The organism is Streptomyces sp. NPDC002701, from assembly GCF_042889045.1.
In the GTDB taxonomy this organism is placed as follows: domain Bacteria; phylum Actinomycetota; class Actinomycetes; order Streptomycetales; family Streptomycetaceae; genus Streptomyces.
Genome location: NZ_JBIAQL010000016.1, coordinates 81,675 through 104,946, shown reverse-complemented (window position 1 = coordinate 104,946; position 23,272 = coordinate 81,675). Strand labels below are relative to the sequence as shown.

Genomic DNA, 23,272 nt, shown 5'->3' with positions numbered 1-23,272 from the left:
GTGACGACCCGTTCCCCTCAACAGCCCCTGCCGCCACCGTTTGTCATACCGCTGAAGGAGATTCGGTACGACACGTGCGACACGGTCGAGGGGTGGGGCATGTCTGGTGAGATCAGCCGCAGAGCGGCTCTGGGGTCTCTGGGAGCCGTCGGGGCGGGGGCCGGACTGGCGGCACTGCCCGCGCTGCCGGGGATGCCCGGGACCGCGAGGGCGCAGGACGCACCGCGGGCCGCGACGGATCCGGGGGCGTACCTCTCCTTCTCGCCACGGCCGGGTGCCTTCCGGCTGGTGGGCGCCCCGGTCCTGGTCAGTGCCGACGACCACCCCGGAGTCGTACGCGTGGCCGGTGATCTGCGGGACGACATCGAGCGGGTCACCGGGGCGCGGCCGGGTGACGCGGTCGCCCGCGAGGTCGTCCTGGTGGGGACGATCGGACGCAGTCGGCTGATCGACGGGCTGATCGCGGCCGGGAGGCTCGACGTCGAGGGCGTCCGGGGCGCGTGGGAGACCTCCCTCCAGACCGTGGTCGAACAGCCGATGCCCGGGGTGGAGCGGGCGTTCGTCATCGCCGGCAGCGACCCGCGCGGCACGATCTTCGGGGCGTACGACGTCTCGTACGGGATCGGGGTCTCGCCCTGGTACTGGTGGGACGACGTGCGGCCGGTCCGGCGGAGCGAGGTGTATGTGCTGCCGGGGCGCTTCAGCCAGGGCACGCCGGCGGTGAAGTACCGGGGCGTCTTCATCAACGACGAGAACCCGGCGCTCGGGACGTGGGCGCCCGGGTACTTCGGGCCGGGCAAGGCGCCCGGGCATCCCGGCGGCTTCACCGCGGACTTCTACGCCAGGGTCTTCGAGGTGCTGCTGCGGCTGAAGGCGAACTATCTGTGGCCGGCGGTGTGGGGGCGGGCGTTCGCGGAGGACGATCCGGAGAACCACCGGCGGGCCGCCGAGTACGGGATTGTCATGGGCACATCCCATGAGGCGCCGATGATGCGGGGCATCGAGGAGTGGAACCGGCATGCCGTGCCGGCCGTGCGCGACAGCGCGGGGAACATCGTGACGCCGGGGCGGGACCCGTACGGCGGCACGGGTGAATGGTCGTTCCGGCGGAACGCGGCGGCCGTCAAGGCGTACTGGCGCGACGGTATCGAGCGCATGGTGGAGCAGGGCTTCGAGGGTGTCGTCACGCTCGGCATGCGCGGCAACGGCGACACGAGCCTGCCGGATGGCGACGGCATCGAGCTGATGCAGGAGATCATCGCGACGCAGAGAACGATCATCGAGGAGGTCACCGGCCGGGACGCGTCCGGTACGCCGCAGGTGTGGACGCTCTACAAGGAGGTCCAGCGCTACTGGGACCGCGGCCTGCGGGCGCCGGACGACGTGACCGTCGTCCTGACGGACGACAACTGGGGCAACATCCGTAAGCACCCGGACCCCGCCGAGGGGCCACGGGCCGGCGGCTACGGCCTGTACTACCACTTCGACTACGTGGGCGTCGGCCGCAACTACAAGTGGGTGGACACCGCCTCGCTGCCGAACCTGTGGGACCAGCTCCACCAGGCGATCGCGTACGGCAACCGGGAGCTGTGGGTCACGAACGCCGGCGACCTGAAGGGCAACGAGCTGCCGACCGAGTTCTTCCTGAACTACGCGTGGAGCCCGGAGCGCTGGCCGCTGGAGAGGCTGGGGGAGTGGGAGCGGCGGTACGCGCGGCAGAACTTCGGGGAGGCGCGGGCGAAGGAGATCGCCGAGGTGCTGGCGAGGTACGGGCAGCTTCAGTCGCGGCGCAAGCCCGAGTTGCTGAACCGCAGGATCAGCCTGGTGGACGGGCAGGTCGTGTACGACGACCGGCAGACGCCCTTCTTCTTCGACCACCGTGAACTGGAGCGCGTCACGCAGGAGTGGCGGCGGCTGGGCGAGGAGGCGGCGCGGATCGGCCGGCGGCTGCCCGCGGAGGACCAGGACGCGTGGTTCGAACTGGTCGGGTACGAGGTGGCGGCGACGGCCAACCTGTACGGGCTGAGGGAGGTGGAGTTCACCAACCTGCTGTACGCCGGGCAGGGGCGGGCCGCGACGAACGGCCTGGCGGCCGAGGCGGAGGCGGGCCTCGCGCGGGACCTCGCCCTCGCCGAGCACTTCAACTCGCGGGTGGCGGGCGGCAAGTGGCGGGGCTTCCAGACCCAGCCGCACATCGGGTACGGGGACGTGGAGCGGTACGGCCCCAACGCGCCCTGGCAGCAGCCCGAGCGGGACAACGTGGCGCTGCCCGACGAGATCTTCCCGGCGGTGCGGCGGATCGAGCCGCCGGCGGGGGCGGCGGCGGAGATGGGGGTGGCGGTGGACGGTTCGGAGGAGTGGTGGCCGGGGGGCGGACCGGGTGCGCCGGGCGCCGGTTCGGGAGCGGCCGCGGGGGCCGTGCTGCCGGTCTTCAGCCCGTACCAGACGCGGCCCGACCAGTACGTCGAGGTCTTCAACCGGGGGCGTACCGCCTTCGACTACCGGATCACGGCGTCCGTGCCGTGGATCCGGGTCGACCGGCCGCGGGGGCGGGTGCGGCAGCAGGTACGGGTCGTGCTGACGGTGGACTGGGCGAAGGCTCCGCGGGGGCGGGCGGAGGCGTCGGTGACCGTGGAGGGAGCGGGTGCGGTGGTGACGGTCGGCGTGGTGGCCGAGCGGCCGGCCGTGCGGGACCCGCAGGGGCGCGGGCTGTGGCGTCGCGGCCTGCGGGGGTTCGTGGAGGCGGGCGGTCACGTCGCCGTGGACGCCGAGCACTTCGCGCGCTCGGTCGGGAAGTGGCGGCGTATCGACGGCATCGGACGCACCGGGGCCGGCATGACACCGTGGCCGGTGACGGCGCCGCGGCGGACTCCGGGCGGGTCGTCGCCACGCCTCGAATACGAGGTGAGCCTGCTCGTGGCGGGGCCGGTCACGGTGTGGGCGTACCTGTCGCCGCGGAATCCGACGCTGCCCACGGGCGGGCTGAAGTACGGGGTGTCGTTCGACGCCGACGCCCCTCAGATTGTCGACATCCACGCGGCGACGGGGGCCGACGACGGCCTGATGAACATGGAGTGGGCCCGCAACACGTCGGACAACGTCAACCGGACGTCGACGCGTCACACCATCGGGGCGGCCGGGGTGCACCGGCTGAAGTTCTGGACGGTCGATCCGACGGTGGTGGTGCAGCGGCTGGTGATCGACACGGGTGGGTTGACGCAGACGTATCTGGGCCCGCGGGAGAGCTATCGCGTGCGCTGAGCCGGGGCCGGGGCCGTGCCTGGGCCTTGCTCATGCGCGCCCTGTCCACCTGGGCGGTCAGCCGTCGCTTCGGTGGTTCCTGTCCTGGTGGCGGGGCAGGTCCGGGGGGCGGCGGGGGCGGCCGGGGCGGCGGGCTGCGGTAGGAAGTTGATCTCGGCCCAGACCGTTTTGCGTGGGGGTCTGCCGGGGGTGACGCCCCAGCGGTCGGACAGGGCCTCGACGATGACGAGGCCGCGCCCCGACTCGGTGCAGGGCGCGAGCTGTTGCGGACGCGGGACCGGCCGGTCGCCGCGGGTGTCGGTCACCTCGATACGGAGGGTGCCGCCGACCACGTACAGCGTCAGTCGGAAGTCGCGGCCGGGGACGCGGCCGTGCGTGATGGCGTTGGCGGCCAGCTCGGCCACGAGGTGCTCCGCACGGGCCGGGTCCAACGGGAGTTCCCAGGTGCGTAGTTGCTCGGTGGTGAGCCGGCGGGCCAGTCGGGCGCCGCGCGGGGTGGCGGACAGGAGCAGGCTGAAGTTGCGGACGGCTTCTTGATTCACGTGACTCAGCGTGGCCGACCGTGCCTAGTCTGAACTGGGATTACGACCGTGCGTATCGGAACTGTCCTGCCGTTGTCCCGTTCTGTCTCGGCTGTCCCGGGTGTCGTGGGGGTACGGGTGGGCGTTGGAGGTGGGTGGGCGTGAGTGGTGAGGGTGTGGATGAGGCCGGCTGGGATCTTGAACCTGGGGACGAGAGTGCGCCCTTGGTGGAGGCCGTAGGACGACTGGTCAGGATCTGCCGGGAGGCAGCCGGGATGCGGGTCGCCGACCTCGGTGAGGTCCTCGGATACGGCGAGGACATGGTCCGCAAGATCGAACGCGGGGTTCGGATTCCGCGGCCGGAGTTCCTGGACCGGGCGGACGAGGTCCTGAACGCGGGCGGGCATCTCAAGGCGTTCACGGAGGACGTGGAGAAGGCCCGGTATCCGAAGAAGGTGCGGGAGCTGAAGGAGCTGGAGGACCGGGCGGTCGAGTTGCTGCAGTACAGCAACCACAACATCCAAGGGCTCTTGCAGACGCCGGAGTACGCCCAGGCGCTGTTCGAGATGGCGCAGCCCGCGTACTCACAGGATGAGGTGGAACGGGGGACTGCCGCACGTATGGCACGGAAGGCGATCTTCGACCGGGAGCCCGCCCCAACGCTCAGTTTCGTCCAGGAACAGGTGACGCTGGAACGGCCTCTCGGTGGGAAAATGGTGCTACGCCGCCAGCTCGAACACCTGCTGGAGGTGGGCCGCTTGCGGAACATCACGCTTCAGGTCATGCCGACCGACCGGGAAGAGCACGCCGGAGTGCACCACGGCCCGATCCAGTTGCTGAAGTTCGCCGACGGCACTGCGATCGGACGTTGTCCAGGTGCGTTCAACGGCCGCCCGGTCACCAGTCCCAGGGATCTTCGTATCCTTGAACTGCGGTATGGCATGATCCGCGCGCAGGCTCTCCCGCCGAGGGAGTCGCTGGCCTTCATCGAGCGAGTGCGGGAGAGACTATGAGCGCCACGGAACTCCACTGGTTCAAGAGCAGCTACAGCGACAGCAGCGATATCAACGACTGCCTTGAGATAGCCAAGAGCCCCGCCGCCGTCCACGTCCGTGACTCCAAGGACGCCGAAGGACCGCACGTCACGCTCAGTCCGGCGGCCTGGTCGTCGTTCGTGGCGCCGCTGGCGGCGGGGCGGTAGGGCGACGGGTCGGTAGGGCGACGGGGTCACCCCGAAGCCAGTTGTTCCGCTATCTCCTGGATCCAACCGGCGCTCTTCGACGGGTCGTTGAGGGACTCGGCCCACGCGTCCGGCTCCAGCTTGTGCTGGGCGGGGCCGGACTTGAGGGCGATGAGCAGGGACCTGGCGGACTCCCGCATCTCGGCCGTCGTACCGCCGCTCCCGGAGACGGCGGGCCCCGCCGCCAACGCGTAGATCTCGCGCGCCATGGCCTGGCGTTCGCCCTTGGACACCTTCTTCCAGAACTTCAGGGCGTGCTGCAGCGACTCCTTGCGGGACGCGGCCTCCGCCGGGGTCTCGCCCTCCGGCGCCCAGCGCTCGGGATGGTGGACCTCCTCGTAGCGCTTCGTGGCGGCGCGGAGCGCCTTGTACAGGGTGACGCCGAGGACGAGGCCGGCACCGGCCCCGGCGAGGCCCCAGCCGACCGGGTTGCTCGCCAGCCCGGCTGTGCCCGCCGCGACCGCCGTCACGACGCCGGCCGCGGCCTTGGTGGACTCGCCCACCGCGCCGCCGACGGCCTCCTTGCCGATCTTGGTGAGCTGCTTCTTCTTCGCGTACCCCTGCACCGTGCTCAGCTTCTCCACGTCTCGTTCGGCGCGCTGGAGAGTCTCGGCGGCGTCACGGGCCTCACCCATCGCCTCCCAGGCGGCGTCGATGGCCTCGGAAACGGCCTCCAGCCGTCCCGGACCCTCGTGGGCCCAGTAGGCGTCCAGCGAGACGTAAGCCTCCGCGGCGGCCCAGTTGGCCTGCTCGCGCGACTCGTTCAGCCGGGCCAGTGACCCCGCCTGGACGAGATGGGGATCCCCCAGTTTCTTGATCTCGCTGTACTTACGGGCCGCCTTGCCGACGCGGAAGACGGCCCGTCCGCCCTTGATCAAGCCGATGGAGGCGCTGGCGGCACCGCTCACCTCGGAGGCCACCGCGGCGTCCGCCGCCTTCTGGACCTTGGTCACCTCTTTGGCGATGGCGGCGCTGTAGCTTCCCGAACTGACGGCACCGACGACCGCGTCGGCACCCTTGGTCTTGGCCTTCTTGTTCGCCGTGTGGTGATCGGCGCCGGTCTCGTGCTTCTTGGCGTCCTTCATGTTCTTGTACGCGTCCATGCCGCTGACCACGGTGCCGGCGGCCTCCGTGAGGAGGTTCCCGGACGCCGCGGAGGTTCCGGAGGCGGCGGCGGAGTGCTTGAGGCCGTCGTTGGCCGCGACGGCGGCCTGCTGGGTGAAGGCCGCGTTGGTGGGGGTCTGGAAGCCCTTGATGAAGGTGTCGATGGGTTCGAGGTTCTTCTTGAACCTGTCGAGGAGCGCGGCGATCCGGTCGCGATAGTTCTTCTTCTTCGCTTCGGCGGTCTTCGCTCCGGTGGGCGCGCCGCCGTTCTCCGCCGCCTTGCCCTTCCCGGTGTCCCGGGCGCGCTGCACCGCCGCGGTCGTGGCCCGGTTGCCGGCGCGGGACTGCATGTCGAGGAGGGCGCGCTCCGCCGGGCCCGCGGACGGACTCCCGGTCCGGCTCCCGTCCCGACGCTGCGAGGCCGCCGCCAGGACGGCCCCGGACCGCCGTGTCGGTGTGCGGTGGATCGGGGTGCTCATGGCTGGGCCTCTCCTGTACCGGACCGGGCGGGGGCGAAATTAGTCAACTCCGGCCAACAGAAGGGGTGTTGTGGGGAAATTCCGCGCGGATGCTGTGGGGCGCGTGAGGTGGATCCACCGGAGGGGCGCCTCATCGAGAGACCGCCTTACCGGGTGACCGCCTCGCGGCGACGGGGGGTGCCACGGACCTGTGGGTGAGCATCCGGTTTGATCCGAGCCGCACACCGAACGCCAGTGCCTAGTAAATTCGCTCCTGCGTATGTGTGGTTGACGGGGTCGGTGTGGTGGTGGTTGTGACGGGGGTTGGGGTGTGGCGGGGTTTCGGCCGACGGACTGGCATGTGCTGGATCTGGAGAGGGATCCGACGCCGGGTGATCCGGTCCGGGTGAAGTCGCTGGCCAAGGGCCTGCATGACTTTGCGGACGATGTGCGGGATGCGTTGCGGTTGGTGCAGGGGATGGCGGGTGAGGATGCCGTCCTGGCGATGGTGGGGAAGACGGCTGAGGTGTTCCGGGACGAGTTCTCGGGTGTGCCGAAGAATTTGAAGAAGCTGAAGAAGTCGTACGACCTGGCGGGGGATGCGCTGGCGGCGTACTGGCCGCAGCTGGAGCGCGCGCAGGCGCTGGCGGACAGGGCGCTTGCGAAGGGGCGGGAGGCGCAGGCCGATCTCGCCTCCGCCAAGTCCAGGCTGTCGTCGGCTGATTCGTGGGTGGCGCGCGCCAGCAAGGAGGCGGACAAGTACAAGGGCGATCCGACCGGTGGCAAGGACGTCGAGAAGCCGGACGAGGCGAAGGTGCGGGCGGCGACCCGGGATGCGCAGAGTGCGAGGGATGCGCACACTGCGGCCCGGTCGGAGGTGTCCTCGGCGCAGAGTGCGCTGGGTGCGGCGAAGAAGATGGCTGCTGATGCGCGTGCGATGCGGGAGGAGGCGGCCGGGGAGGCCAAGCGCAAGCTGGACGAAGCCTCCGACGCGGGGATTCAGAACCGTAAGTGGTACGAGGAGGTCGGCGACTGGTTCGTCGACAACTGGGACACCATCGTCGCCGTCTGCAAGGTCGTGGTCGCGGTGCTGGGGATCATCGCGCTGATCATCGGGGGGCCGATCCTGGGCGCGATCGTGCTGATCGCGGCCCTCGTCGTCCTCGCGGACACCCTCAACAAGTACATGAAGGGGCAAGCGTCCCTGTGGGATGTGGCGTTCGCCGCCCTGGACTGCATCCCGGGGATGAAGGGGCTGACCACCCTCGGCGGACTCGCCAAGGGTGCCAAGGCCCTCGGCAAGGGCGGGCTCAAGGGCATGGCCGAGGGCGTGCGCGGCATGAGCGGCGTCTTCAAGGGCGGAGCGCGCATGCCGGGTGGCCAGATCCCTTACCGGGCGCTGTCCCCGAAGGCCAGGCAGCTCACCCGGGCGCTGGAGAACGGGCACATACCCATCCGGCCCGGAGAGGTGAACGTCTCCCATCTCTCCGAGCTCCAGAGCTTCCACGGGGTCGAGCACGCCATCATCCAGAACCCGGCGGGAAATCTGCGTCTCTTCCGGGGGACGGAGCGGACGAGTTCCATTCCACGGGACCTCAGGGGGCAGGATTATGATTTCATCGCCCATACGCACCCCGAAGACCGAATTCCTGGACCGCCCAACCGAATAGAAGAGGCGCAGGGAATTCCCAACAGTATGTCGCGGGACCTGGAGTACAAGGCGTCGGACCATATGGAAGTGGTCATCAGCAGGGACGGAAATCTGAGGTTCTTCGACGGTGAGGGAATCCGTGAACTGCCGCAGGGAACGTATCCTGAAGGTGGTCCGGTGAATCCGTTGGGGTTCATTGTTCCCGTGCGAATGGGATGACCGATGTGCACACCATGGCGTGGACCGCGTCGCGGAAAGGGAAAGCTGTAATGAGTAATGAATACGCTTCGTGTGTCTTCTGCGGGGAATTCGTCCTGCACATCCCCGGGTGGGCCAGCAGTGTTCCTTCGTACCGCCTCATGCGGGCGACCTGGCAGGAGGACCACGCGTTCGTGGTCGGGTCGCTCCACTTCTCCTGCCTGCGTGCGTCGCCCGCCCGGTCGGAGTTCGCCGCCGAGTTCGCGCAGATCGCGACAGGACACGGAACGGAGATCACGTATCAGGCGGCGGGCGAGACCCAGACCGTGGTCCAGCCCGGTCTCGGCTACGTAGAGCAGATCTTCCGGGGCGACGAATGCGCCATCCATCGCAGTGACACCCGGGACAGCTGGCTCGTGCAGGAGCATGCCGGACCCTGGTACGTGCTGGACCGGCCCCAGCTGGAGGACATCGCGCAGGAGAAGCAGCCTCGTCTCGACTCCGGTGTGGAGCGGATCGTGCTCCCGCGTGAGCCGGTGGCGAACCTCGCCGATGCCACGCTTCCCGAACTCCTGGACGACTTCGGCGTCACGGACCGGTATCCGGGCCTTGCAGAGGGGGAGCCGGAGTACGAGTTCTGGAAGTACTTCGCCCCGAAGCGCGTACTGGAGTACGCGGTGATCACGACCCCGCCCCTGCCGGCGGAGGCTGCCGCGTTCCTGCGTGCCTACGCCCCGGGCCATCGGCCGATCGACTTCGATGCGCTCGAACGTGACGAGCCCCGGAGCTGAGAAGCCGGACGGTGGGGGTGCGGAAGGCGGGCCCGCCACCCCGTGTCGAGCCCGTGTTTGAGCTGCGTCACTCCCGGGGTAAAGTCCCTCGCTCGATTCGCCAGCGCCATGCCCCGTATGGCAGACTGTCGGGGTTGCTCGGTTGAGTGCCGATGCTGCGCGCCTCCCGCCGGGAGGACCGGAAGCGAGTCCCACAGTACTCGTCGCCCGAACTGCCCCCAGGGCAGCGCTGGGGCGGACGTACGGGAATCTTCCGGGAAGTGTCAGCGGGGTGCAGACCAGGCGCCCGGTGGGTGTTCGGCCCCCGGTCCTGCGGTCACCTAAGGGATGGACCGCGTCCCTGACAGGGAAATCCATTGCTGGATATTTCTGCTCCGAGGGCGCGACACACCCGACCGCGTGGGTCGGAGGCGGGGACGCGAACCCCCGGGTTGCAGAGCGTTTCACGAGACAAAGGACTACTGAGTAGCCATGGCGGGACAGAAGATCCGCATCCGGCTCAAGGCCTACGACCACGAGGTCATCGATTCGTCGGCGAAGAAGATCGTCGAGACGGTGACGCGCACTGGTGCGTCGGTCGCGGGCCCGGTGCCGCTGCCCACTGAGAAGAACGTGTACTGCGTCATCAAGTCGCCGCACAAGTACAAGGACTCGCGCGAGCACTTCGAGATGCGCACGCACAAGCGCCTGATCGACATCCTCGACCCGACGCCCAAGACCGTTGACTCTCTGATGCGACTCGACCTTCCGGCCGGTGTCGACATCGAGATCAAGCTCTAGGGGATGTGGTCTGAGAATGGCTAAGCAGATCAAGGGCATCCTGGGCGAGAAGCTCGGCATGACGCAGGTGTGGGACGAGAACAACCGTGTTGTTCCGGTCACCGTCGTCAAGGCCAGCCCGAACGTCGTGACCCAGGTCCGTACGAATGACTCCGACGGCTACGAGTCGGTCCAGATCGCCTTCGGCGAGATCGACCCGCGCAAGGTGAACAAGCCCCTCAAGGGTCACTTCGCCAAGGCCGACGTCACCCCCCGCCGCCACCTCGTCGAGATCCGCACCACGGACGCCTCCGAGTACACGCTGGGCCAGGAGATCTCCGCCGAGGTCTTCGAGGCCGGCGTCAAGGTGGACGTGACCGGCAAGAGCAAGGGCAAGGGCTTCGCCGGTGTCATGAAGCGTCACAACTTCAAGGGCCTCGGCGCCGGTCACGGCACCCAGCGCAAGCACCGCTCGCCCGGTTCCATCGGTGGCTGCGCCACCCCGGGCCGTGTGTTCAAGGGCCTCCGCATGGCGGGTCGCATGGGCAACGAGCGGGTCACCACCCAGAACCTGACCGTCCACGCCGTTGACGCGGAGAAGGGTCTGCTGCTCATCAAGGGCGCTGTCCCCGGTCCGAACGGCGGCCTCGTCCTGGTCCGCACCGCGGCCAAGGGGGCCTGAGGTAACGATGAGCACTGTTGACATCATTTCGCCTGCGGGCGACAAGACCGGGACGGTCGAGCTCCCCGCGGAGATCTTCGACGTCGAGAAGATCAGCATCCCGCTGCTTCACCAGGTCGTCGTCGCCCAGCTGGCCGCTGCCCGCCAGGGCACGCACAAGACCAAGACCCGTGGCGAGGTTCGCGGTGGCGGCAAGAAGCCGTACCGCCAGAAGGGCACCGGCCGCGCCCGTCAGGGCTCGACCCGCGCGCCCCAGTTCGCCGGTGGTGGCGTCGTGCACGGTCCCGTGCCGCGTGACTACTCGCAGCGGACCCCGAAGAAGATGAAGGCCGCGGCCCTGCGCCACGCCCTCACCGACCGGGCCCGCAACGCTCGCATCCACGTCGTCTCCGGCGTGATCGAGGGCGACAACCCCTCCACCAAGGCCGCGAAGAGCCTGCTCGGCAAGATCTCGGAGCGCAAGAACGTGCTCCTGGTCATCGAGCGCTCCGACGAGGCCGCGCTGCTCTCCGCGCGCAACCTGCCCCAGGTCCACATCCTGGAGCCGGGCCAGCTGAACACGTACGACGTTCTCGTCTCGGACGACGTGGTCTTCACCCAGGCCGCTTTCGAGTCCTTCGTGTCCGGCGCGCCGCAGTCGTCGGCTGCTGACACCGAAGGGAGCGAAGCCTGATGGCTACGCGTCACCCGAGCATCGCCCCCAAGGCGGCCAAGGCCGCCAAGGCCGCGCGCATCGCCAAGGCGAAGCGTCACGAGGCCGAGGGCAAGAACACCGTCGAGACGCCGCTGAGCAAGAGCTTCACGGATCCCCGTGACGTCCTCCTCAAGCCGGTCGTCTCCGAGAAGAGCTACGCGCTCCTCGACGAGGGCAAGTACACCTTCGTCGTGGACCCGCGGGCCAACAAGACCCAGATCAAGCAGGCCGTCCAGGCGGTCTTCTCGGTCAAGGTCACCGGAGTCAACACGATCAACCGCCAGGGCAAGCGCAAGCGCACCCGCACCGGCTTCGGCAAGCGTGCGGACAGCAAGCGGGCGATCGTGACCCTCGCTGAGGGCGACCGTATCGACATCTTCGGCCAGGCCTCCTAACGGAGCGCCCTGGTCCGAATATCGGACGAGGACTGAGAAATGGGAATCCGCAAGTACAAGCCGACTACGCCGGGCCGTCGTGGCTCGAGCGTCGCCGACTTCGTCGAGGTCACGCGGTCCACGCCGGAGAAGTCGCTGGTCCGCCCGCTGCACAGCAAGGGCGGCCGTAACAACGCCGGTCGTGTGACCGTTCGCCACCAGGGTGGCGGACACAAGCGCGCCTACCGCGTGATCGACTTCCGTCGGCACGACAAGGACGGCGTGCCGGCGAAGGTCGCGCACATCGAGTACGACCCCAACCGCACCGCGCGCATCGCGCTGCTGCACTACGCGGACGGCGAGAAGCGTTACATCCTCGCCCCCCGCAACCTGTCGCAGGGCGACCGCGTCGAGAACGGTCCCGGGGCCGACATCAAGCCGGGCAACAACCTGGCCCTCCGCAACATCCCGGTCGGTACCACGATCCACGCGATCGAGCTCCGTCCCGGTGGCGGTGCCAAGTTCGCCCGCTCCGCCGGCGCCTCCGTGCAGCTGCTCGCGAAGGAGGGCCAGATGGCCCACCTGCGCATGCCGTCCGGAGAGATCCGCCTGGTCGACGTGCGCTGCCGCGCCACCGTCGGCGAGGTCGGCAACGCCGAGCAGTCGAACATCAACTGGGGCAAGGCCGGCCGCAAGCGCTGGCTGGGCGTCCGCCCGACCGTTCGCGGTGTGGCGATGAACCCGGTTGACCACCCGCACGGTGGTGGTGAAGGCAAGACCTCCGGTGGACGTCACCCGGTCTCGCCGTGGGGTCAGAAGGAGGGTCGTACTCGTTCGCCGAAGAAGGCTTCGAACAAGTACATCGTCCGCCGCCGCAAGACGAACAAGAAGCGCTAGGAGCGGGTTTAGATGCCGCGCAGTCTCAAGAAGGGGCCCTTCGTCGACGACCACCTGATCAAGAAGGTGGACGCCCAGAACGAAGCCGGTTCCAAGAACGTCATCAAGACCTGGTCCCGTCGCTCGATGATCATCCCGGCCATGCTCGGCCACACGATCGCGGTGCACAACGGCAAGACCCACATTCCGGTGTTTGTCACCGAGTCGATGGTCGGCCACAAGCTCGGCGAGTTCTCGCCGACGCGCACCTTCCGGGGTCACGTCAAGGACGACCGGAAGTCGAAGCGCCGCTAACGCGGGGTGGAATGACCATGACAGACACTGGAAGGACAACCATGGAAGCCAGGGCCCAGGCGCGGTACATCCGCGTCACGCCCATGAAGGCCCGCCGAGTGGTGGACCTTATCCGTGGCATGGATGCCACGGAGGCTCAGGCGGTCCTGCGTTTCGCCCCGCAGGCCGCGAGCGTGCCCGTCGGCAAGGTGCTGGACAGCGCCATCGCCAACGCCGCACACAACTACGACCACACCGACGCCGACAGCCTCGTCATCTCCGAGGCGTACGTCGACGAGGGTCCGACCCTGAAGCGGTTCCGTCCGCGCGCCCAGGGCCGCGCCTACCGGATCCGCAAGCGGACCAGCCACATCACCGTGGTCGTCAGCAGCAAGGAAGGAACCCGGTAATGGGCCAGAAGGTTAACCCGCATGGGTTCCGGCTCGGCATCACCACGGACTTCAAGTCCCGGTGGTACGCCGACAAGCTGTACAAGGACTACGTCAAGGAAGACGTCGCCATCCGTCGGATGATGACGTCCGGCATGGAGCGCGCCGGCATCTCGAAGGTGGAGATCGAGCGCACCCGTGACCGTGTGCGGGTGGACATCCACACCGCGCGTCCCGGCATCGTCATCGGCCGCCGTGGCGCCGAGGCCGACCGCATCCGCGGTGACCTCGAGAAGCTCACGGGCAAGCAGGTCCAGCTCAACATCCTCGAGGTGAAGAGCCCGGAGACCGACGCTCAGTTGGTGGCCCAGGCCGTCGCCGAGCAGCTGTCCTCCCGCGTCTCCTTCCGTCGTGCCATGCGCAAGAGCATGCAGGGCACGATGAAGGCCGGCGCCAAGGGCATCAAGATCCAGTGCGGTGGCCGTCTCGGCGGCGCCGAGATGTCCCGCTCGGAGTTCTACCGCGAGGGCCGTGTGCCCCTGCACACGCTCCGCGCGAACGTGGACTACGGCTTCTTCGAGGCCAAGACGACCTTCGGCCGCATCGGTGTGAAGGTCTGGATCTACAAGGGCGACGTCAAGAACATCGCCGAGGTCCGCGCCGAGAACGCCGCCGCCCGTGCGGGCAACCGCCCGGCCCGCGGTGGCGGCCCCGGCGGCGACCGCCCGGCCCGCGGTGGCGGTCGTGGTGGCGAGCGTGGCGGCCGCGGCCGCAAGCCGCAGCAGCAGTCCGCGCCGGCTGCCGAGGCCCCCAAGGCCGAGGCTCCCGCCGCTGCCGCTCCGGCCGAGGCCGCGCCCTCTTCTACCGGCGGAACGGAGGTCTGACCGACATGCTGATCCCTCGTAGGGTCAAGCACCGCAAGCAGCACCACCCCAAGCGCCGCGGTCAGGCCAAGGGTGGTACGACGGTCGCGTTCGGCGAGTACGGCATTCAGGCCCTCACGCCGGCGTACGTGACGAACCGCCAGATCGAGGCGGCTCGTATCGCGATGACCCGCCACATCAAGCGTGGCGGCAAGGTCTGGATCAACATCTACCCGGACCGCCCGCTGACCAAGAAGCCCGCCGAGACCCGCATGGGTTCCGGTAAGGGATCCCCCGAGTGGTGGATCGCGAACGTGCACCCGGGTCGGGTCATGTTCGAGCTGTCCTACCCCAACGAGAAGATCGCCCGTGAGGCCCTCACTCGCGCAGCCCACAAGCTGCCGATGAAGTGCCGGATCGTCAAGCGCGAGGCAGGTGAAGCGTGATGTCGGCCGGTACCAAGGCGTCCGAGCTGCGCGAACTGGGTGACGAGGAGCTTCTCGCGAAGCTCCGCGAAGCCAAGGAAGAGCTGTTCAACCTCCGCTTCCAGGCGGCGACCGGTCAGCTCGAGAACCACGGTCGGCTCAAGGCCGTCCGTAAGGACATCGCGCGGATCTACACCCTGATGCGTGAGCGCGAGCTGGGCATCGAGACGGTGGAGAGCGCCTGATGAGCGAGAGCAACGTGACTGAAGAGACCAAGAGCAGCCGCGGTTTCCGCAAGACCCGTGAGGGTCTGGTCGTCAGCGACAAGATGGACAAGACCGTCGTCGTCGCCGTCGAGGACCGCGTGAAGCACGCGCTGTACGGCAAGGTCATCCGCCGTACGAACAAGCTCAAGGCCCACGACGAGCAGAACGCTGCCGGCGTCGGCGACCGTGTCGTCATCATGGAGACCCGGCCGCTGTCCGCGACGAAGCGCTGGCGCATCGTCGAGATCCTCGAGAAGGCCAAGTAAGCACCTGAGGGGTACCCCTCAGGTCGGTTCCGCCAGGCTCGGGGCGGGGCCGCCGTAACAGGCGGTCCCGCCCCGGGAACCGGCAGACAATCAGGAGATAGACGTGATCCAGCAGGAGTCGCGACTGCGTGTCGCCGACAACACTGGTGCGAAGGAGATCCTTTGCATCCGTGTGCTCGGTGGCTCCGGTCGCCGCTACGCGGGCATCGGTGACGTCATCGTCGCCACCGTCAAGGACGCGATCCCCGGCGGCAACGTGAAGAAGGGTGACGTCATCAAGGCGGTCATCGTTCGCACCGTCAAGGAGCGCCGCCGTCCGGACGGCTCGTACATCCGCTTCGACGAGAACGCCGCCGTCATTCTGAAGAACGACGGCGACCCTCGCGGCACCCGTATCTTCGGCCCTGTCGGCCGTGAGCTGCGCGAGAAGAAGTTCATGAAGATCATCTCGCTCGCGCCGGAGGTGCTGTAAGCATGAAGATCAAGAAGGGCGACCTGGTCCAGGTCATCACCGGTAAGGACAAGGGCAAGCAGGGCAAGGTCATTGCCGCTTACCCGCGCGACGAGCGCGTCCTGGTCGAGGGTGTCAACCGGGTCAAGAAGCACACGAAGGCCGGTCCCACCGCTCGCGGCTCGCAGGCCGGCGGCATCGTCACGACCGAGGCGCCCGTCCACGTCTCCAACGTCCAGCTGGTCGTTGAGAAGGACGGCAACAAGGTCGTCACGCGCGTCGGTTACCGCTTCGACGACGAGGGCAACAAGATCCGCGTTGCCAAGCGGACGGGTGAGGACATCTGATGGCTACCACCACCATTCCGCGTCTCAAGACGAAGTACCGCGAGGAGATCGCGGGCAAGCTGCAGGAAGAGTTCTCGTACGAGAACGTCATGCAGACCCCGGGCCTCGTCAAGATCGTGGTCAACATGGGTGTGGGCGACGCCGCCCGCGACTCCAAGCTGATCGAGGGCGCCATCCGCGACCTCACCACGATCACCGGTCAGAAGCCGGCCGTCACCAAGGCCCGCAAGTCCATCGCGCAGTTCAAGCTGCGTGAGGGTCAGCCGATCGGTGCCCACGTCACGCTTCGTGGCGACCGCATGTGGGAGTTCCTGGACCGCACCCTGTCGCTCGCGCTGCCGCGCATCCGCGACTTCCGTGGTCTGTCTCCCAAGCAGTTCGACGGTCGTGGCAACTACACCTTCGGTCTCACCGAGCAGGTCATGTTCCACGAGATCGACCAGGACAAGATCGACCGCGTCCGGGGTATGGACATCACCGTGGTCACCACGGCGACCAACGACGCCGAAGGCCGTGCCCTTCTCCGTCACCTCGGCTTCCCCTTCAAGGAGGCGTAAGCGAGATGGCGAAGAAGGCTCTGATTGCCAAGGCTGCTCGTAAGCCCAAGTTCGGTGTACGTGGCTACACGCGCTGCCAGCGCTGCGGCCGTCCGCACTCCGTGTACCGCAAGTTCGGCCTGTGCCGCGTCTGCCTTCGTGAGATGGCTCACCGTGGCGAGCTGCCGGGCGTGACCAAGAGCTCCTGGTAGTTCCCCGAAAGGGAACGCCCGGACGCTCTCGGTAAGCAGTGGGCGGGCAGAAGCCCTTCCTTCCATGGCTTAGGCTGGGAGGGTTGGGCGTCTGCCGCCCGAACGCAGGTGGGCACAGCCCACTAGTTAACGCTTACTACGCCGTAGGTCCCCGCACCGCACCCGTCCCGCCACTGAGTGGGGAGAGGGATGGCGCATACAGGAAACCCCGGCGAGAGAGGCCGAAGGCCAATTCATGACCATGACTGATCCCATCGCAGACATGCTTACCCGTCTGCGTAACGCGAACTCGGCGTACCACGACGATGTCGCGATGCCGCACAGCAAGATCAAGTCGCACATCGCGGAGATCCTCCAGCAGGAGGGCTTCATCACCGGCTGGAAGGTCGAGGACGCCGAGGTCGGCAAGAAGCTCGTCCTCGAGCTGAAGTTCGGCCCGAACCGTGAGCGCTCCATCGCGGGCATCAAGCGGATCTCGAAGCCGGGTCTGCGCGTGTACGCGAAGTCCACCAACCTGCCGAAGGTGCTCGGCGGCCTGGGCGTGGCGATCATCTCCACGTCGCACGGTCTCCTCACCGACAAGCAGGCCGGCAAGAAGGGCGTAGGCGGAGAAGTTCTCGCCTACGTCTGGTAGCGGAAGGGAACGGAGGAAACAGCTATGTCGCGTATTGGCAAGCTCCCCATCACGGTTCCCGCCGGCGTGGACGTCACCATCGACGGCCGTACGGTCCAGGTGAAGGGCCCCAAGGGCACCCTCTCCCACACCGTCGCGGCGCCGATCGAGATCGCGAAGGGCGAGGACGGCATTCTCAATGTCACCCGCCCGAACGACGAGCGTCAGAACAAGGCCCTGCACGGCCTGTCCCGCACGCTGGTGGCGAACATGATCACCGGCGTGACCACGGGTTACGTGAAGAAGCTCGAAATCAGCGGTGTCGGTTACCGAGTCCTGGCGAAGGGTTCCAACCTGGAGTTCTCGCTCGGCTACAGCCACTCGATCACTGTCGAGGCCCCCGAGGGCATCACCTTCAAGGTCGAGAACCCGACGCGGTTCTCGGTCGAGGGCATCGACAAGCAGAAGGTCGGAGAGGTTGCGGCCAACATCCGCAAGCTGCGCAAGCCCGACCCGTACAAGGCCAAGGGCGTCAAGTACGAGGGCGAAGTCGTCCGGCGCAAGGTCGGAAAGGCGGGTAAGTAAGCCATGGCATACGGTGTCAAGATTGCTAAGGGCGACGCTTACAAGCGTGCTGCCATCAAGCGTCGTCACATCCGCATCCGGAAGCACATCTCCGGTACGGCTGAGCGGCCTCGCCTGGTCGTGACGCGCTCGAACCGCCACATCGTGGCCCAGGTGATCGACGACGTGAAGGGTCACACCCTCGCGTCCGCGTCCACCCTGGACACGTCCATCCGCGGCGGCGAGAACGACAAGTCCGAGCAGGCCAAGTCGGTCGGAGCCCTGGTCGCCGAGCGCGCCAAGGCCGCCGGTGTCGAGGCTGTCGTATTCGACCGTGGTGGAAACCAGTACGCCGGGCGCATTGCCGCTCTGGCGGACGCCGCCCGCGAAGCCGGACTCAAGTTCTGAGTCCTGGTTCCGGAGCTAGCGGAAACAGAGAGAGGTAATTCCAATGGCTGGACCCCAGCGCCGCGGAAGCGGTGCCGGTGGCGGCGAGCGGCGGGACCGGAAGGGCCGTGACGGCGGCGCTGCTGCCGAGAAGACCGCGTACGTCGAGCGTGTCGTCGCGATCAACCGTGTCGCCAAGGTTGTGAAGGGTGGTCGTCGCTTCAGCTTCACCGCGCTGGTCGTGGTGGGCGACGGTGACGGCACCGTGGGTGTCGGTTACGGCAAGGCCAAGGAGGTGCCGGCCGCCATCGCCAAGGGTGTCGAGGAGGCCAAGAAGCACTTCTTCAAGGTCCCCCGTATCCAGGGCACCATCCCGCACCCGATCACGGGCGAGAAGGCCGCGGGCGTCGTCCTGCTCAAGCCTGCCTCCCCCGGTACCGGCGTCATCGCCGGTGGCCCGGTGCGTGCCGTGCTCGAGTGCGCCGGCGTCCACGACATCCTGTCGAAGTCGCTCGGCTCGTCCAACGCGATCAACATCGTGCACGCGACCGTGGCGGCCCTCAAGGGCCTGCAGCGTCCCGAGGAGATCGCGGCCCGCCGTGGTCTGCCCCTTGAGGACGTCGCCCCCGCGGCTCTCCTGCGTGCACGTGCGGGAGCGGGTGCGTAATCATGGCTCAGCTCAGGATCACGCAGACGAAGTCGTACATCGGCAGCAAGCAGAACCACCGCGACACCCTTCGTTCGCTTGGCCTCAAGCGGATCAACGATGTGGTCGTCAAGGAGGACCGCCCCGAGTTCCGCGGAATGGTGCACACCGTCCGCCACCTCGTGACGGTTGAGGAGGTCGACTGATCATGGCGGAGAACAACCCGCTCAAGATCCACAACCTCCGTCCCGCCCCGGGCGCCAAGACCGCGAAGACGCGAGTCGGTCGTGGTGAAGCGTCCAAGGGTAAGACGGCCGGTCGTGGTACCAAGGGCACGAAGGCCCGTTACCAGGTTCCGGAGCGCTTCGAGGGTGGCCAGATGCCCCTCCACATGCGTCTCCCGAAGCTCAAGGGCTTCCGGAACCCGTTCAAGACCGAGTACCAGGTCGTGAACCTCGACAAGCTGGCGTCGCTGTACCCGGAGGGTGGCGAGGTCACCGTCGAGGGGCTCGTCGCCAACGGTGCGGTTCGCAAGAACAGCCTCGTCAAGGTCCTCGGCCAGGGCGAGATCTCCGTGGCACTGCAGGTGACGGTCGACGCCGTCTCCGGCTCCGCCAAGGAGAAGATCACCGCCGCCGGCGGTACCGTCACCGAGCTGATCTGATCACTTCAGGCGTCTCGATGACTTGAGCGATCCCGACCGGGGATGCCCCACAAAAGGGGCATCCCCGGTTGGTCGTTCCTAGGGAAGCGGTGTCGCCGGTAAGGTGGCCTGCGCTGCTGATTTTCGCCCGGTGTGCCGCCAGGGAACTTCAGGCGGCGCCTGACTGTTAGTTAGCTGTCCGTTACTTATTCGTCGAACCTCAAGACCGTCACCTCTGACGCAGTTGCGCGGGGGTCGCAGGAGGCACCGTGCTCACCGCGTTCGCCCGGGCGTTCAAGACGCCCGACCTGCGCAAGAAGCTGCTCTTCACGCTCGGCATCATCGTGGTCTATCGGGTGGGTACGCACATCCCGATCCCCGGTGTCGACTACAAGAACGTCCAGATCTGTATCGACAACGCGAGCCAGAACACCGGGCTGTTCGGCCTGGTCAACATGTTCAGCGGTGGCGCCCTGCTGCAGATCACGATCTTCGCGCTGGGCATCATGCCGTACATCACGGCGAGCATCATTCTGCAGCTGCTGACCGTGGTGATCCCGCGCCTCGAGGCCCTCAAGAAGGAGGGCCAGGCAGGTACGGCGAAGATCACGCAGTACACCCGTTACCTCACGGTGGCGCTGGCCATCCTGCAGGGCACCGGCCTGGTGGCCACCGCCCGCAGCGGTGCGCTGTTCACCAGCTGCCCGGTCGCCAACGACATCGTGCCCGACCAGTCGATCTTCGTCACCATCACGATGGTGATCACGATGACCGCCGGTACGGCCACGGTCATGTGGCTCGGTGAGCTCATCACCGACCGCGGCATCGGCAACGGCATGTCGATCCTGATGTTCATCTCGATCGCCGCCACCTTCCCGTCGGCGCTGTGGGCCATCAAGCAGCAGGGCAGCCTGGCGGACGGCTGGATCGAGTTCGGCACGGTCATCGCGGTCGGCCTGGTCATGATCGGCCTGGTGGTCTTCGTCGAGCAGGCCCAGCGCCGCATCCCGGTCCAGTACGCGAAGCGCATGATCGGCCGCCGGTCCTACGGCGGCACCTCGACGTACATCCCGCTGAAGGTGAACCAGGCGGGCATCATCCCTGTGATCTTCGCCTCGTCGCTGCTCTACATCCCGGCGCTCATCGCGCAGTTCGCCGGTGGGACGTCCGGCTGGAAGACCTGGATCGAGCAGAATCTCGCGGACACGGCCGCGCCGCCGCACATCATCCTCTACTTCTTCCTGATCGTTTTCTTCGCGTTCTTCTACGTGGCGATCTCGTTCAACCCCGAGGAAGTCGCGGACAACATGAAGAAGTATGGTGGCTTCATCCCGGGCATCCGGGCTGGCCGACCGACCGCTGAGTACCTGTCGTACGTGCTCAACCGGATCACCTGGCCGGGTTCGCTGTACCTGGGTCTGATCGCTCTCGTGCCGACGATGGCGTTGGCGGGCTTCGGCGCCAATCAGAACTTCCCGTTCGGTGGCACCAGCATCCTCATCATCGTGGGTGTCGGTCTGGAGACGGTGAAGCAGATCGAGAGCCAGCTCCAGCAGCGCAATTACGAAGGGTTCCTCCGCTGATGCGTATCGTCCTCGTCGGGCCTCCCGGGGCGGGCAAGGGAACGCAGGCCGCGTTCCTCGCCAAGAACCTGTCGATCCCGCACATCTCCACGGGCGACCTCTTCCGCGCGAACATCAGCCGGCAGACGGAACTGGGCAAGCTGGCGAAGTCGTACATGGACGAGGGCAACCTCGTGCCGGACGAGGTCACCATCGCGATGGCCAAGGACCGCATGGAGCAGCCGGACGCCGTCAACGGCTTCCTGCTCGACGGCTTCCCGCGGAACGTCTCGCAGGCCGAGGCGCTGGACCAGGCGCTGAAGGCCGACGGTGTGGAGCTGGACGGGGTCCTGGACCTGGAGGTCCCCGAGGACGAGGTGGTCAAGCGCATCGCCGGCCGCCGCATCTGCCGCAGGGACTCGAGCCACGTCTTCCACGTGACGTACAGCCCGCCGCAGAAGGAAGGCGTCTGCGACGCCTGTGACGGTGAGCTGTACCAGCGCGACGACGACACCGAGGAGACCGTCCGCAAGCGCCTGGAGGTCTACCACACCCAGACCGAGCCGATCATCGACTACTACCGGGCCCAGGGCCTGGTCGTGACGATCTCGGCGCTCGGCAAGGTGGACGAGGTCACCAAGCGCGCGATGGACGCCCTCAAGGTCCAGGCCGAGGGCAGGAACGACAGCGAGGACGGCGGCGGGAAGTAGCCGTCCTGGCCGGTTCGGCCGCGGTGCCCTCGACGGGCGCCGCGGCCGTACTGTTGTGTACGTCCCCCAGTAGGCAGAGAAGACGGAGAGCGCGGGCCCCCATGGTGCAGATCAAGACCCCCGAGCAGATCGCCAAGATGCGTGAGGCGGGCCTGGTCGTGGCCGCTGTCCACCAGGCGACGCGGGAAGCGGCGGTGCCCGGTGCCACGACACGCGACCTCGACCAGGTCGCCCGCAAGGTGCTCGACGAGCACGGCGCGAAGTCGAACTTCCTGGGGTACGGCGGCTTCCCCGCCACGATCTGCACCTCGGCGAACGAGGTCGTCGTGCACGGCATCCCGAGCGACGACGTCGTCCTCAAGGACGGCGACATCATCTCGATCGACGCGGGCGCCATCGTCGACGGCTGGCACGGGGACGCCGCGTTCACGGCGTTCGTCGGATCCGGTCACGCCCCGGAGCTCATCGAGCTGTCCCGGGTGACCGAGGAGTCGATGTGGGCCGGCATCGCGGCGATGAAGCCGGGGAACCGGCTCGTCGACGTCTCCCGGGCCATCGAGACGTACATCCGGCGGCAGCCGAAGCCGGGCGGGGGCAAGTACGGGATCGTCGAGGACTACGGCGGCCATGGCATCGGGACCGAGATGCACATGGATCCGCATCTGCTGAACTACGTGGAGCGGCGGCGGGGGAAGGGGCCGAAGCTGGTGGCCGGGTTCTGCCTCGCCATCGAGCCGATGGTCTCGCTGGGTACGCCCCGGACCGAGGTGCTCGCCGACGACTGGACCGTCATCACGACGGACGGGTCGTGGTCCTCGCACTGGGAGCACTCTGTCGCTCTGACGGATGAGGGGCCGCTCGTGCTGACGTCTCCCGACGGGGGGCGGGCGAAGCTGGCCGAGTTGGGGATCACGGCTGCGCCTGATCCCCTGGCCTAGCCCACTCCGTGGGGGGCGGCTTGACGTGCGTGGCGTGTCTGCGGCCCGGTGGGGGTGGGCCGCGCAGTTCCCCGCGCCCCTGAGGGGCGCCCCCTGAAGGGCGCCCCTTCGGGGCGTTCCCTTTAGGGTCTTCCTGCATAGGGATCTTGCTCGTGGGGCAGACTTTCTCGATTCGTCTTTCCGGGGGCCCTGGCGTAGACTGACTCGTCGGCTCTCGTGCATCCGCATGTCTGCATGTGGTAAGCGCGGAGTCGATCAAGGTAGTCGATTCGAAGGGCGAAGCGTGGCCAAGAAGCAAGGTGCCATCGAGATCGAGGGCACTGTCGTCGAGTCTCTTCCGAACGCCATGTTCAAGGTCGAGCTCCAGAACGGCCACCAGGTCCTGGCGCACATCAGCGGCAAGATGCGTATGCACTACATCCGTATCCTCCCTGACGACCGGGTCGTGGTGGAGCTGTCTCCGTACGACCTCACGCGTGGCCGGATCGTCTACCGGTACAAGTAGATCTTGCCCGCACCCCGTCTCTGCGGGGTGATGGCACTGACCCGGA

31 protein-coding genes and 1 pseudogene are annotated in these 23,272 nt (G+C 67.5%); 30 read left to right on the top strand and 2 right to left on the bottom strand.

What is annotated here, in order from left to right; translation table 11 throughout:
• Window positions 1-99 precede the first annotated feature (99 nt).
• A complete protein-coding gene (locus ACFYXC_RS31265; RefSeq protein WP_389555373.1) occupies window positions 100-3,261 on the top strand; it encodes a glycosyl hydrolase 115 family protein in 3,162 nt (1,053 codons plus the stop codon).
• Here ACFYXC_RS31265 and ACFYXC_RS31260 read toward each other — a convergent pair.
• Window positions 3,246-3,803: an ATP-binding protein gene (locus ACFYXC_RS31260; RefSeq protein WP_389555372.1), complete on the bottom strand. Its 558-nt coding sequence runs from the start codon at window positions 3,801-3,803 to the stop codon at window positions 3,246-3,248. The genes ACFYXC_RS31265 and ACFYXC_RS31260 overlap by 16 nt on opposite strands.
• A 140-nt stretch (window positions 3,804-3,943) precedes the next feature.
• Here ACFYXC_RS31260 and ACFYXC_RS31255 point away from each other — a divergent pair, with 140 nt between their 5' ends.
• Together ACFYXC_RS31255 and ACFYXC_RS31250 are read left to right on the top strand one after the other, a co-directional pair.
• Window positions 3,944-4,795, top strand: coding sequence for a Scr1 family TA system antitoxin-like transcriptional regulator (locus ACFYXC_RS31255; RefSeq protein WP_389555370.1), 852 nt, complete (start codon window positions 3,944-3,946; stop codon window positions 4,793-4,795).
• Window positions 4,792-4,983, top strand: coding sequence for a DUF397 domain-containing protein (locus ACFYXC_RS31250; protein ID WP_389555368.1), 192 nt, complete (start codon window positions 4,792-4,794; stop codon window positions 4,981-4,983). The genes ACFYXC_RS31255 and ACFYXC_RS31250 overlap by 4 nt, the downstream gene beginning before the upstream one ends.
• Before the next feature lie 26 nt (window positions 4,984-5,009).
• On the opposite strand, the gene ACFYXC_RS31245 is transcribed toward ACFYXC_RS31250, so the two are convergent.
• A complete protein-coding gene (locus ACFYXC_RS31245) occupies window positions 5,010-6,605 on the bottom strand; it encodes a hypothetical protein (protein WP_389555366.1) in 1,596 nt (531 codons plus the stop codon).
• 310 nt (window positions 6,606-6,915) lie between these two features.
• On the opposite strand from ACFYXC_RS31245, the pseudogene ACFYXC_RS31240 reads away from it, so the two are divergent.
• The 27 genes and pseudogenes from ACFYXC_RS31240 to infA form a co-directional block, all read left to right on the top strand.
• Window positions 6,916-7,947: pseudogene (locus ACFYXC_RS31240) on the top strand (putative T7SS-secreted protein); the annotation flags it as partial.
• Between the two features lie 557 nt (window positions 7,948-8,504).
• Window positions 8,505-9,224: a hypothetical protein gene (locus ACFYXC_RS31235; RefSeq protein WP_389555365.1), complete on the top strand. Its 720-nt coding sequence runs from the start codon at window positions 8,505-8,507 to the stop codon at window positions 9,222-9,224.
• A 471-nt stretch (window positions 9,225-9,695) separates the two neighbouring features.
• Entirely contained in the window at window positions 9,696-10,004 is a 309-nt protein-coding gene (gene rpsJ / locus ACFYXC_RS31230; RefSeq protein ID WP_003948644.1) for a 30S ribosomal protein S10, read from the top strand.
• A gap of 16 nt (window positions 10,005-10,020) precedes the next feature.
• On the top strand, window positions 10,021-10,665 hold the full coding sequence (gene rplC / locus ACFYXC_RS31225) for a 50S ribosomal protein L3 (RefSeq protein WP_388920599.1): 645 nt from the start codon (window positions 10,021-10,023) through the stop codon (window positions 10,663-10,665).
• A gap of 7 nt (window positions 10,666-10,672) precedes the next feature.
• Window positions 10,673-11,338 (top strand): 50S ribosomal protein L4, encoded by a 666-nt coding sequence (rplD, locus tag ACFYXC_RS31220; protein ID WP_388920596.1) that lies wholly within the window; start codon window positions 10,673-10,675, stop codon window positions 11,336-11,338.
• The gene (gene rplW, locus ACFYXC_RS31215) at window positions 11,338-11,754 is read left to right on the top strand and encodes a 50S ribosomal protein L23 (RefSeq protein ID WP_388920592.1); all 417 of its coding nucleotides are present in this window, start codon (window positions 11,338-11,340) and stop codon (window positions 11,752-11,754) included. The genes rplD and rplW overlap by 1 nt, the downstream gene beginning before the upstream one ends.
• A gap of 39 nt (window positions 11,755-11,793) precedes the next feature.
• On the top strand, window positions 11,794-12,630 hold the full coding sequence (rplB, locus tag ACFYXC_RS31210; protein ID WP_028805741.1) for a 50S ribosomal protein L2: 837 nt from the start codon (window positions 11,794-11,796) through the stop codon (window positions 12,628-12,630).
• A gap of 12 nt (window positions 12,631-12,642) precedes the next feature.
• On the top strand, window positions 12,643-12,924 hold the full coding sequence (rpsS, locus tag ACFYXC_RS31205) for a 30S ribosomal protein S19 (protein ID WP_010986346.1): 282 nt from the start codon (window positions 12,643-12,645) through the stop codon (window positions 12,922-12,924).
• Between the two features lie 41 nt (window positions 12,925-12,965).
• Complete coding sequence (gene rplV / locus ACFYXC_RS31200) at window positions 12,966-13,313, top strand: 50S ribosomal protein L22 (protein ID WP_030619142.1); 348 nt, start codon at window positions 12,966-12,968, stop codon at window positions 13,311-13,313.
• A complete protein-coding gene (rpsC, locus tag ACFYXC_RS31195; protein WP_388920587.1) occupies window positions 13,313-14,176 on the top strand; it encodes a 30S ribosomal protein S3 in 864 nt (287 codons plus the stop codon). Before rplV ends, rpsC begins: the two co-directional genes overlap by 1 nt.
• Before the next feature lie 5 nt (window positions 14,177-14,181).
• Window positions 14,182-14,601, top strand: coding sequence for a 50S ribosomal protein L16 (gene rplP / locus ACFYXC_RS31190; RefSeq protein WP_004927269.1), 420 nt, complete (start codon window positions 14,182-14,184; stop codon window positions 14,599-14,601).
• Window positions 14,601-14,825 (top strand): 50S ribosomal protein L29, encoded by a 225-nt coding sequence (gene rpmC / locus ACFYXC_RS31185; RefSeq protein WP_003998824.1) that lies wholly within the window; start codon window positions 14,601-14,603, stop codon window positions 14,823-14,825. Before rplP ends, rpmC begins: the two co-directional genes overlap by 1 nt.
• A complete protein-coding gene (rpsQ, locus tag ACFYXC_RS31180) occupies window positions 14,825-15,112 on the top strand; it encodes a 30S ribosomal protein S17 (RefSeq protein ID WP_221353028.1) in 288 nt (95 codons plus the stop codon). Before rpmC ends, rpsQ begins: the two co-directional genes overlap by 1 nt.
• A gap of 103 nt (window positions 15,113-15,215) precedes the next feature.
• On the top strand, window positions 15,216-15,584 hold the full coding sequence (gene rplN / locus ACFYXC_RS31175) for a 50S ribosomal protein L14 (RefSeq protein ID WP_003992364.1): 369 nt from the start codon (window positions 15,216-15,218) through the stop codon (window positions 15,582-15,584).
• 2 nt (window positions 15,585-15,586) lie between these two features.
• Window positions 15,587-15,910: a 50S ribosomal protein L24 gene (gene rplX / locus ACFYXC_RS31170; RefSeq protein ID WP_149511971.1), complete on the top strand. Its 324-nt coding sequence runs from the start codon at window positions 15,587-15,589 to the stop codon at window positions 15,908-15,910.
• Window positions 15,910-16,467, top strand: coding sequence for a 50S ribosomal protein L5 (gene rplE, locus ACFYXC_RS31165; protein WP_107022199.1), 558 nt, complete (start codon window positions 15,910-15,912; stop codon window positions 16,465-16,467). The genes rplX and rplE overlap by 1 nt, the downstream gene beginning before the upstream one ends.
• A 5-nt stretch (window positions 16,468-16,472) precedes the next feature.
• Complete coding sequence (locus ACFYXC_RS31160) at window positions 16,473-16,658, top strand: type Z 30S ribosomal protein S14 (RefSeq protein ID WP_003948630.1); 186 nt, start codon at window positions 16,473-16,475, stop codon at window positions 16,656-16,658.
• Window positions 16,659-16,893: 235 nt separating this feature from the next.
• Window positions 16,894-17,292: a 30S ribosomal protein S8 gene (gene rpsH / locus ACFYXC_RS31155; protein ID WP_006376041.1), complete on the top strand. Its 399-nt coding sequence runs from the start codon at window positions 16,894-16,896 to the stop codon at window positions 17,290-17,292.
• A gap of 24 nt (window positions 17,293-17,316) precedes the next feature.
• A complete protein-coding gene (gene rplF, locus ACFYXC_RS31150) occupies window positions 17,317-17,856 on the top strand; it encodes a 50S ribosomal protein L6 (protein WP_388920580.1) in 540 nt (179 codons plus the stop codon).
• A 3-nt stretch (window positions 17,857-17,859) separates the two neighbouring features.
• On the top strand, window positions 17,860-18,243 hold the full coding sequence (gene rplR, locus ACFYXC_RS31145; protein ID WP_189776125.1) for a 50S ribosomal protein L18: 384 nt from the start codon (window positions 17,860-17,862) through the stop codon (window positions 18,241-18,243).
• A gap of 43 nt (window positions 18,244-18,286) precedes the next feature.
• The gene (gene rpsE, locus ACFYXC_RS31140; RefSeq protein ID WP_055513610.1) at window positions 18,287-18,889 is read left to right on the top strand and encodes a 30S ribosomal protein S5; all 603 of its coding nucleotides are present in this window, start codon (window positions 18,287-18,289) and stop codon (window positions 18,887-18,889) included.
• 2 nt (window positions 18,890-18,891) lie between these two features.
• The gene (gene rpmD / locus ACFYXC_RS31135) at window positions 18,892-19,074 is read left to right on the top strand and encodes a 50S ribosomal protein L30 (protein WP_388920576.1); all 183 of its coding nucleotides are present in this window, start codon (window positions 18,892-18,894) and stop codon (window positions 19,072-19,074) included.
• 2 nt (window positions 19,075-19,076) lie between these two features.
• Window positions 19,077-19,532, top strand: a complete 456-nt coding sequence (rplO, locus tag ACFYXC_RS31130) for a 50S ribosomal protein L15 (protein WP_107022203.1) — start codon at window positions 19,077-19,079, stop codon at window positions 19,530-19,532.
• A 248-nt stretch (window positions 19,533-19,780) separates the two neighbouring features.
• The gene (gene secY / locus ACFYXC_RS31125; protein WP_388920571.1) at window positions 19,781-21,094 is read left to right on the top strand and encodes a preprotein translocase subunit SecY; all 1,314 of its coding nucleotides are present in this window, start codon (window positions 19,781-19,783) and stop codon (window positions 21,092-21,094) included.
• Window positions 21,094-21,783, top strand: a complete 690-nt coding sequence (locus ACFYXC_RS31120) for an adenylate kinase (protein WP_388920567.1) — start codon at window positions 21,094-21,096, stop codon at window positions 21,781-21,783. Before secY ends, ACFYXC_RS31120 begins: the two co-directional genes overlap by 1 nt.
• Before the next feature lie 101 nt (window positions 21,784-21,884).
• Entirely contained in the window at window positions 21,885-22,721 is an 837-nt protein-coding gene (map, locus tag ACFYXC_RS31115; protein WP_388920564.1) for a type I methionyl aminopeptidase, read from the top strand.
• A 283-nt stretch (window positions 22,722-23,004) separates the two neighbouring features.
• Window positions 23,005-23,226 carry a translation initiation factor IF-1 gene (gene infA / locus ACFYXC_RS31110; RefSeq protein WP_003948620.1) on the top strand — a complete coding sequence of 74 codons (222 nt, stop codon included), beginning with the start codon at window positions 23,005-23,007 and terminating at the stop codon, window positions 23,224-23,226.
• Window positions 23,227-23,272 lie beyond the last annotated feature (46 nt).

Excerpts from the sequence above, each read along its gene's own strand:
- ACFYXC_RS31265 (WP_389555373.1), top strand. The coding sequence starts at position 100 with ATGTCTGGTGAGATCAGCCGCAGAGCGGCTCTGGGGTCTCTGGGAGCC.
- ACFYXC_RS31250 (WP_389555368.1), top strand. The coding sequence starts at position 4,792 with ATGAGCGCCACGGAACTCCACTGGTTCAAGAGCAGCTACAGCGACAGC.
- ACFYXC_RS31245 (WP_389555366.1), bottom strand. The coding sequence starts at position 6,605 with ATGAGCACCCCGATCCACCGCACACCGACACGGCGGTCCGGGGCCGTC.
- ACFYXC_RS31235 (WP_389555365.1), top strand. The coding sequence starts at position 8,505 with ATGAGTAATGAATACGCTTCGTGTGTCTTCTGCGGGGAATTCGTCCTG.
- rpsJ (WP_003948644.1), top strand. The coding sequence starts at position 9,696 with ATGGCGGGACAGAAGATCCGCATCCGGCTCAAGGCCTACGACCACGAG.
- rplC (WP_388920599.1), top strand. The coding sequence starts at position 10,021 with ATGGCTAAGCAGATCAAGGGCATCCTGGGCGAGAAGCTCGGCATGACG.
- rplD (WP_388920596.1), top strand. The coding sequence starts at position 10,673 with ATGAGCACTGTTGACATCATTTCGCCTGCGGGCGACAAGACCGGGACG.
- rplW (WP_388920592.1), top strand. The coding sequence starts at position 11,338 with ATGGCTACGCGTCACCCGAGCATCGCCCCCAAGGCGGCCAAGGCCGCC.
- rplB (WP_028805741.1), top strand. The coding sequence starts at position 11,794 with ATGGGAATCCGCAAGTACAAGCCGACTACGCCGGGCCGTCGTGGCTCG.
- rpsS (WP_010986346.1), top strand. The coding sequence starts at position 12,643 with ATGCCGCGCAGTCTCAAGAAGGGGCCCTTCGTCGACGACCACCTGATC.
- rplV (WP_030619142.1), top strand. The coding sequence starts at position 12,966 with ATGGAAGCCAGGGCCCAGGCGCGGTACATCCGCGTCACGCCCATGAAG.
- rpsC (WP_388920587.1), top strand. The coding sequence starts at position 13,313 with ATGGGCCAGAAGGTTAACCCGCATGGGTTCCGGCTCGGCATCACCACG.
- rplP (WP_004927269.1), top strand. The coding sequence starts at position 14,182 with ATGCTGATCCCTCGTAGGGTCAAGCACCGCAAGCAGCACCACCCCAAG.
- rpmC (WP_003998824.1), top strand. The coding sequence starts at position 14,601 with ATGTCGGCCGGTACCAAGGCGTCCGAGCTGCGCGAACTGGGTGACGAG.
- rpsQ (WP_221353028.1), top strand. The coding sequence starts at position 14,825 with ATGAGCGAGAGCAACGTGACTGAAGAGACCAAGAGCAGCCGCGGTTTC.
- rplX (WP_149511971.1), top strand. The coding sequence starts at position 15,587 with ATGAAGATCAAGAAGGGCGACCTGGTCCAGGTCATCACCGGTAAGGAC.
- rplE (WP_107022199.1), top strand. The coding sequence starts at position 15,910 with ATGGCTACCACCACCATTCCGCGTCTCAAGACGAAGTACCGCGAGGAG.
- ACFYXC_RS31160 (WP_003948630.1), top strand. The coding sequence starts at position 16,473 with ATGGCGAAGAAGGCTCTGATTGCCAAGGCTGCTCGTAAGCCCAAGTTC.
- rpsH (WP_006376041.1), top strand. The coding sequence starts at position 16,894 with ATGACCATGACTGATCCCATCGCAGACATGCTTACCCGTCTGCGTAAC.
- rplF (WP_388920580.1), top strand. The coding sequence starts at position 17,317 with ATGTCGCGTATTGGCAAGCTCCCCATCACGGTTCCCGCCGGCGTGGAC.
- rplR (WP_189776125.1), top strand. The coding sequence starts at position 17,860 with ATGGCATACGGTGTCAAGATTGCTAAGGGCGACGCTTACAAGCGTGCT.
- rpsE (WP_055513610.1), top strand. The coding sequence starts at position 18,287 with ATGGCTGGACCCCAGCGCCGCGGAAGCGGTGCCGGTGGCGGCGAGCGG.
- rpmD (WP_388920576.1), top strand. The coding sequence starts at position 18,892 with ATGGCTCAGCTCAGGATCACGCAGACGAAGTCGTACATCGGCAGCAAG.
- rplO (WP_107022203.1), top strand. The coding sequence starts at position 19,077 with ATGGCGGAGAACAACCCGCTCAAGATCCACAACCTCCGTCCCGCCCCG.
- ACFYXC_RS31120 (WP_388920567.1), top strand. The coding sequence starts at position 21,094 with ATGCGTATCGTCCTCGTCGGGCCTCCCGGGGCGGGCAAGGGAACGCAG.
- map (WP_388920564.1), top strand. The coding sequence starts at position 21,885 with ATGGTGCAGATCAAGACCCCCGAGCAGATCGCCAAGATGCGTGAGGCG.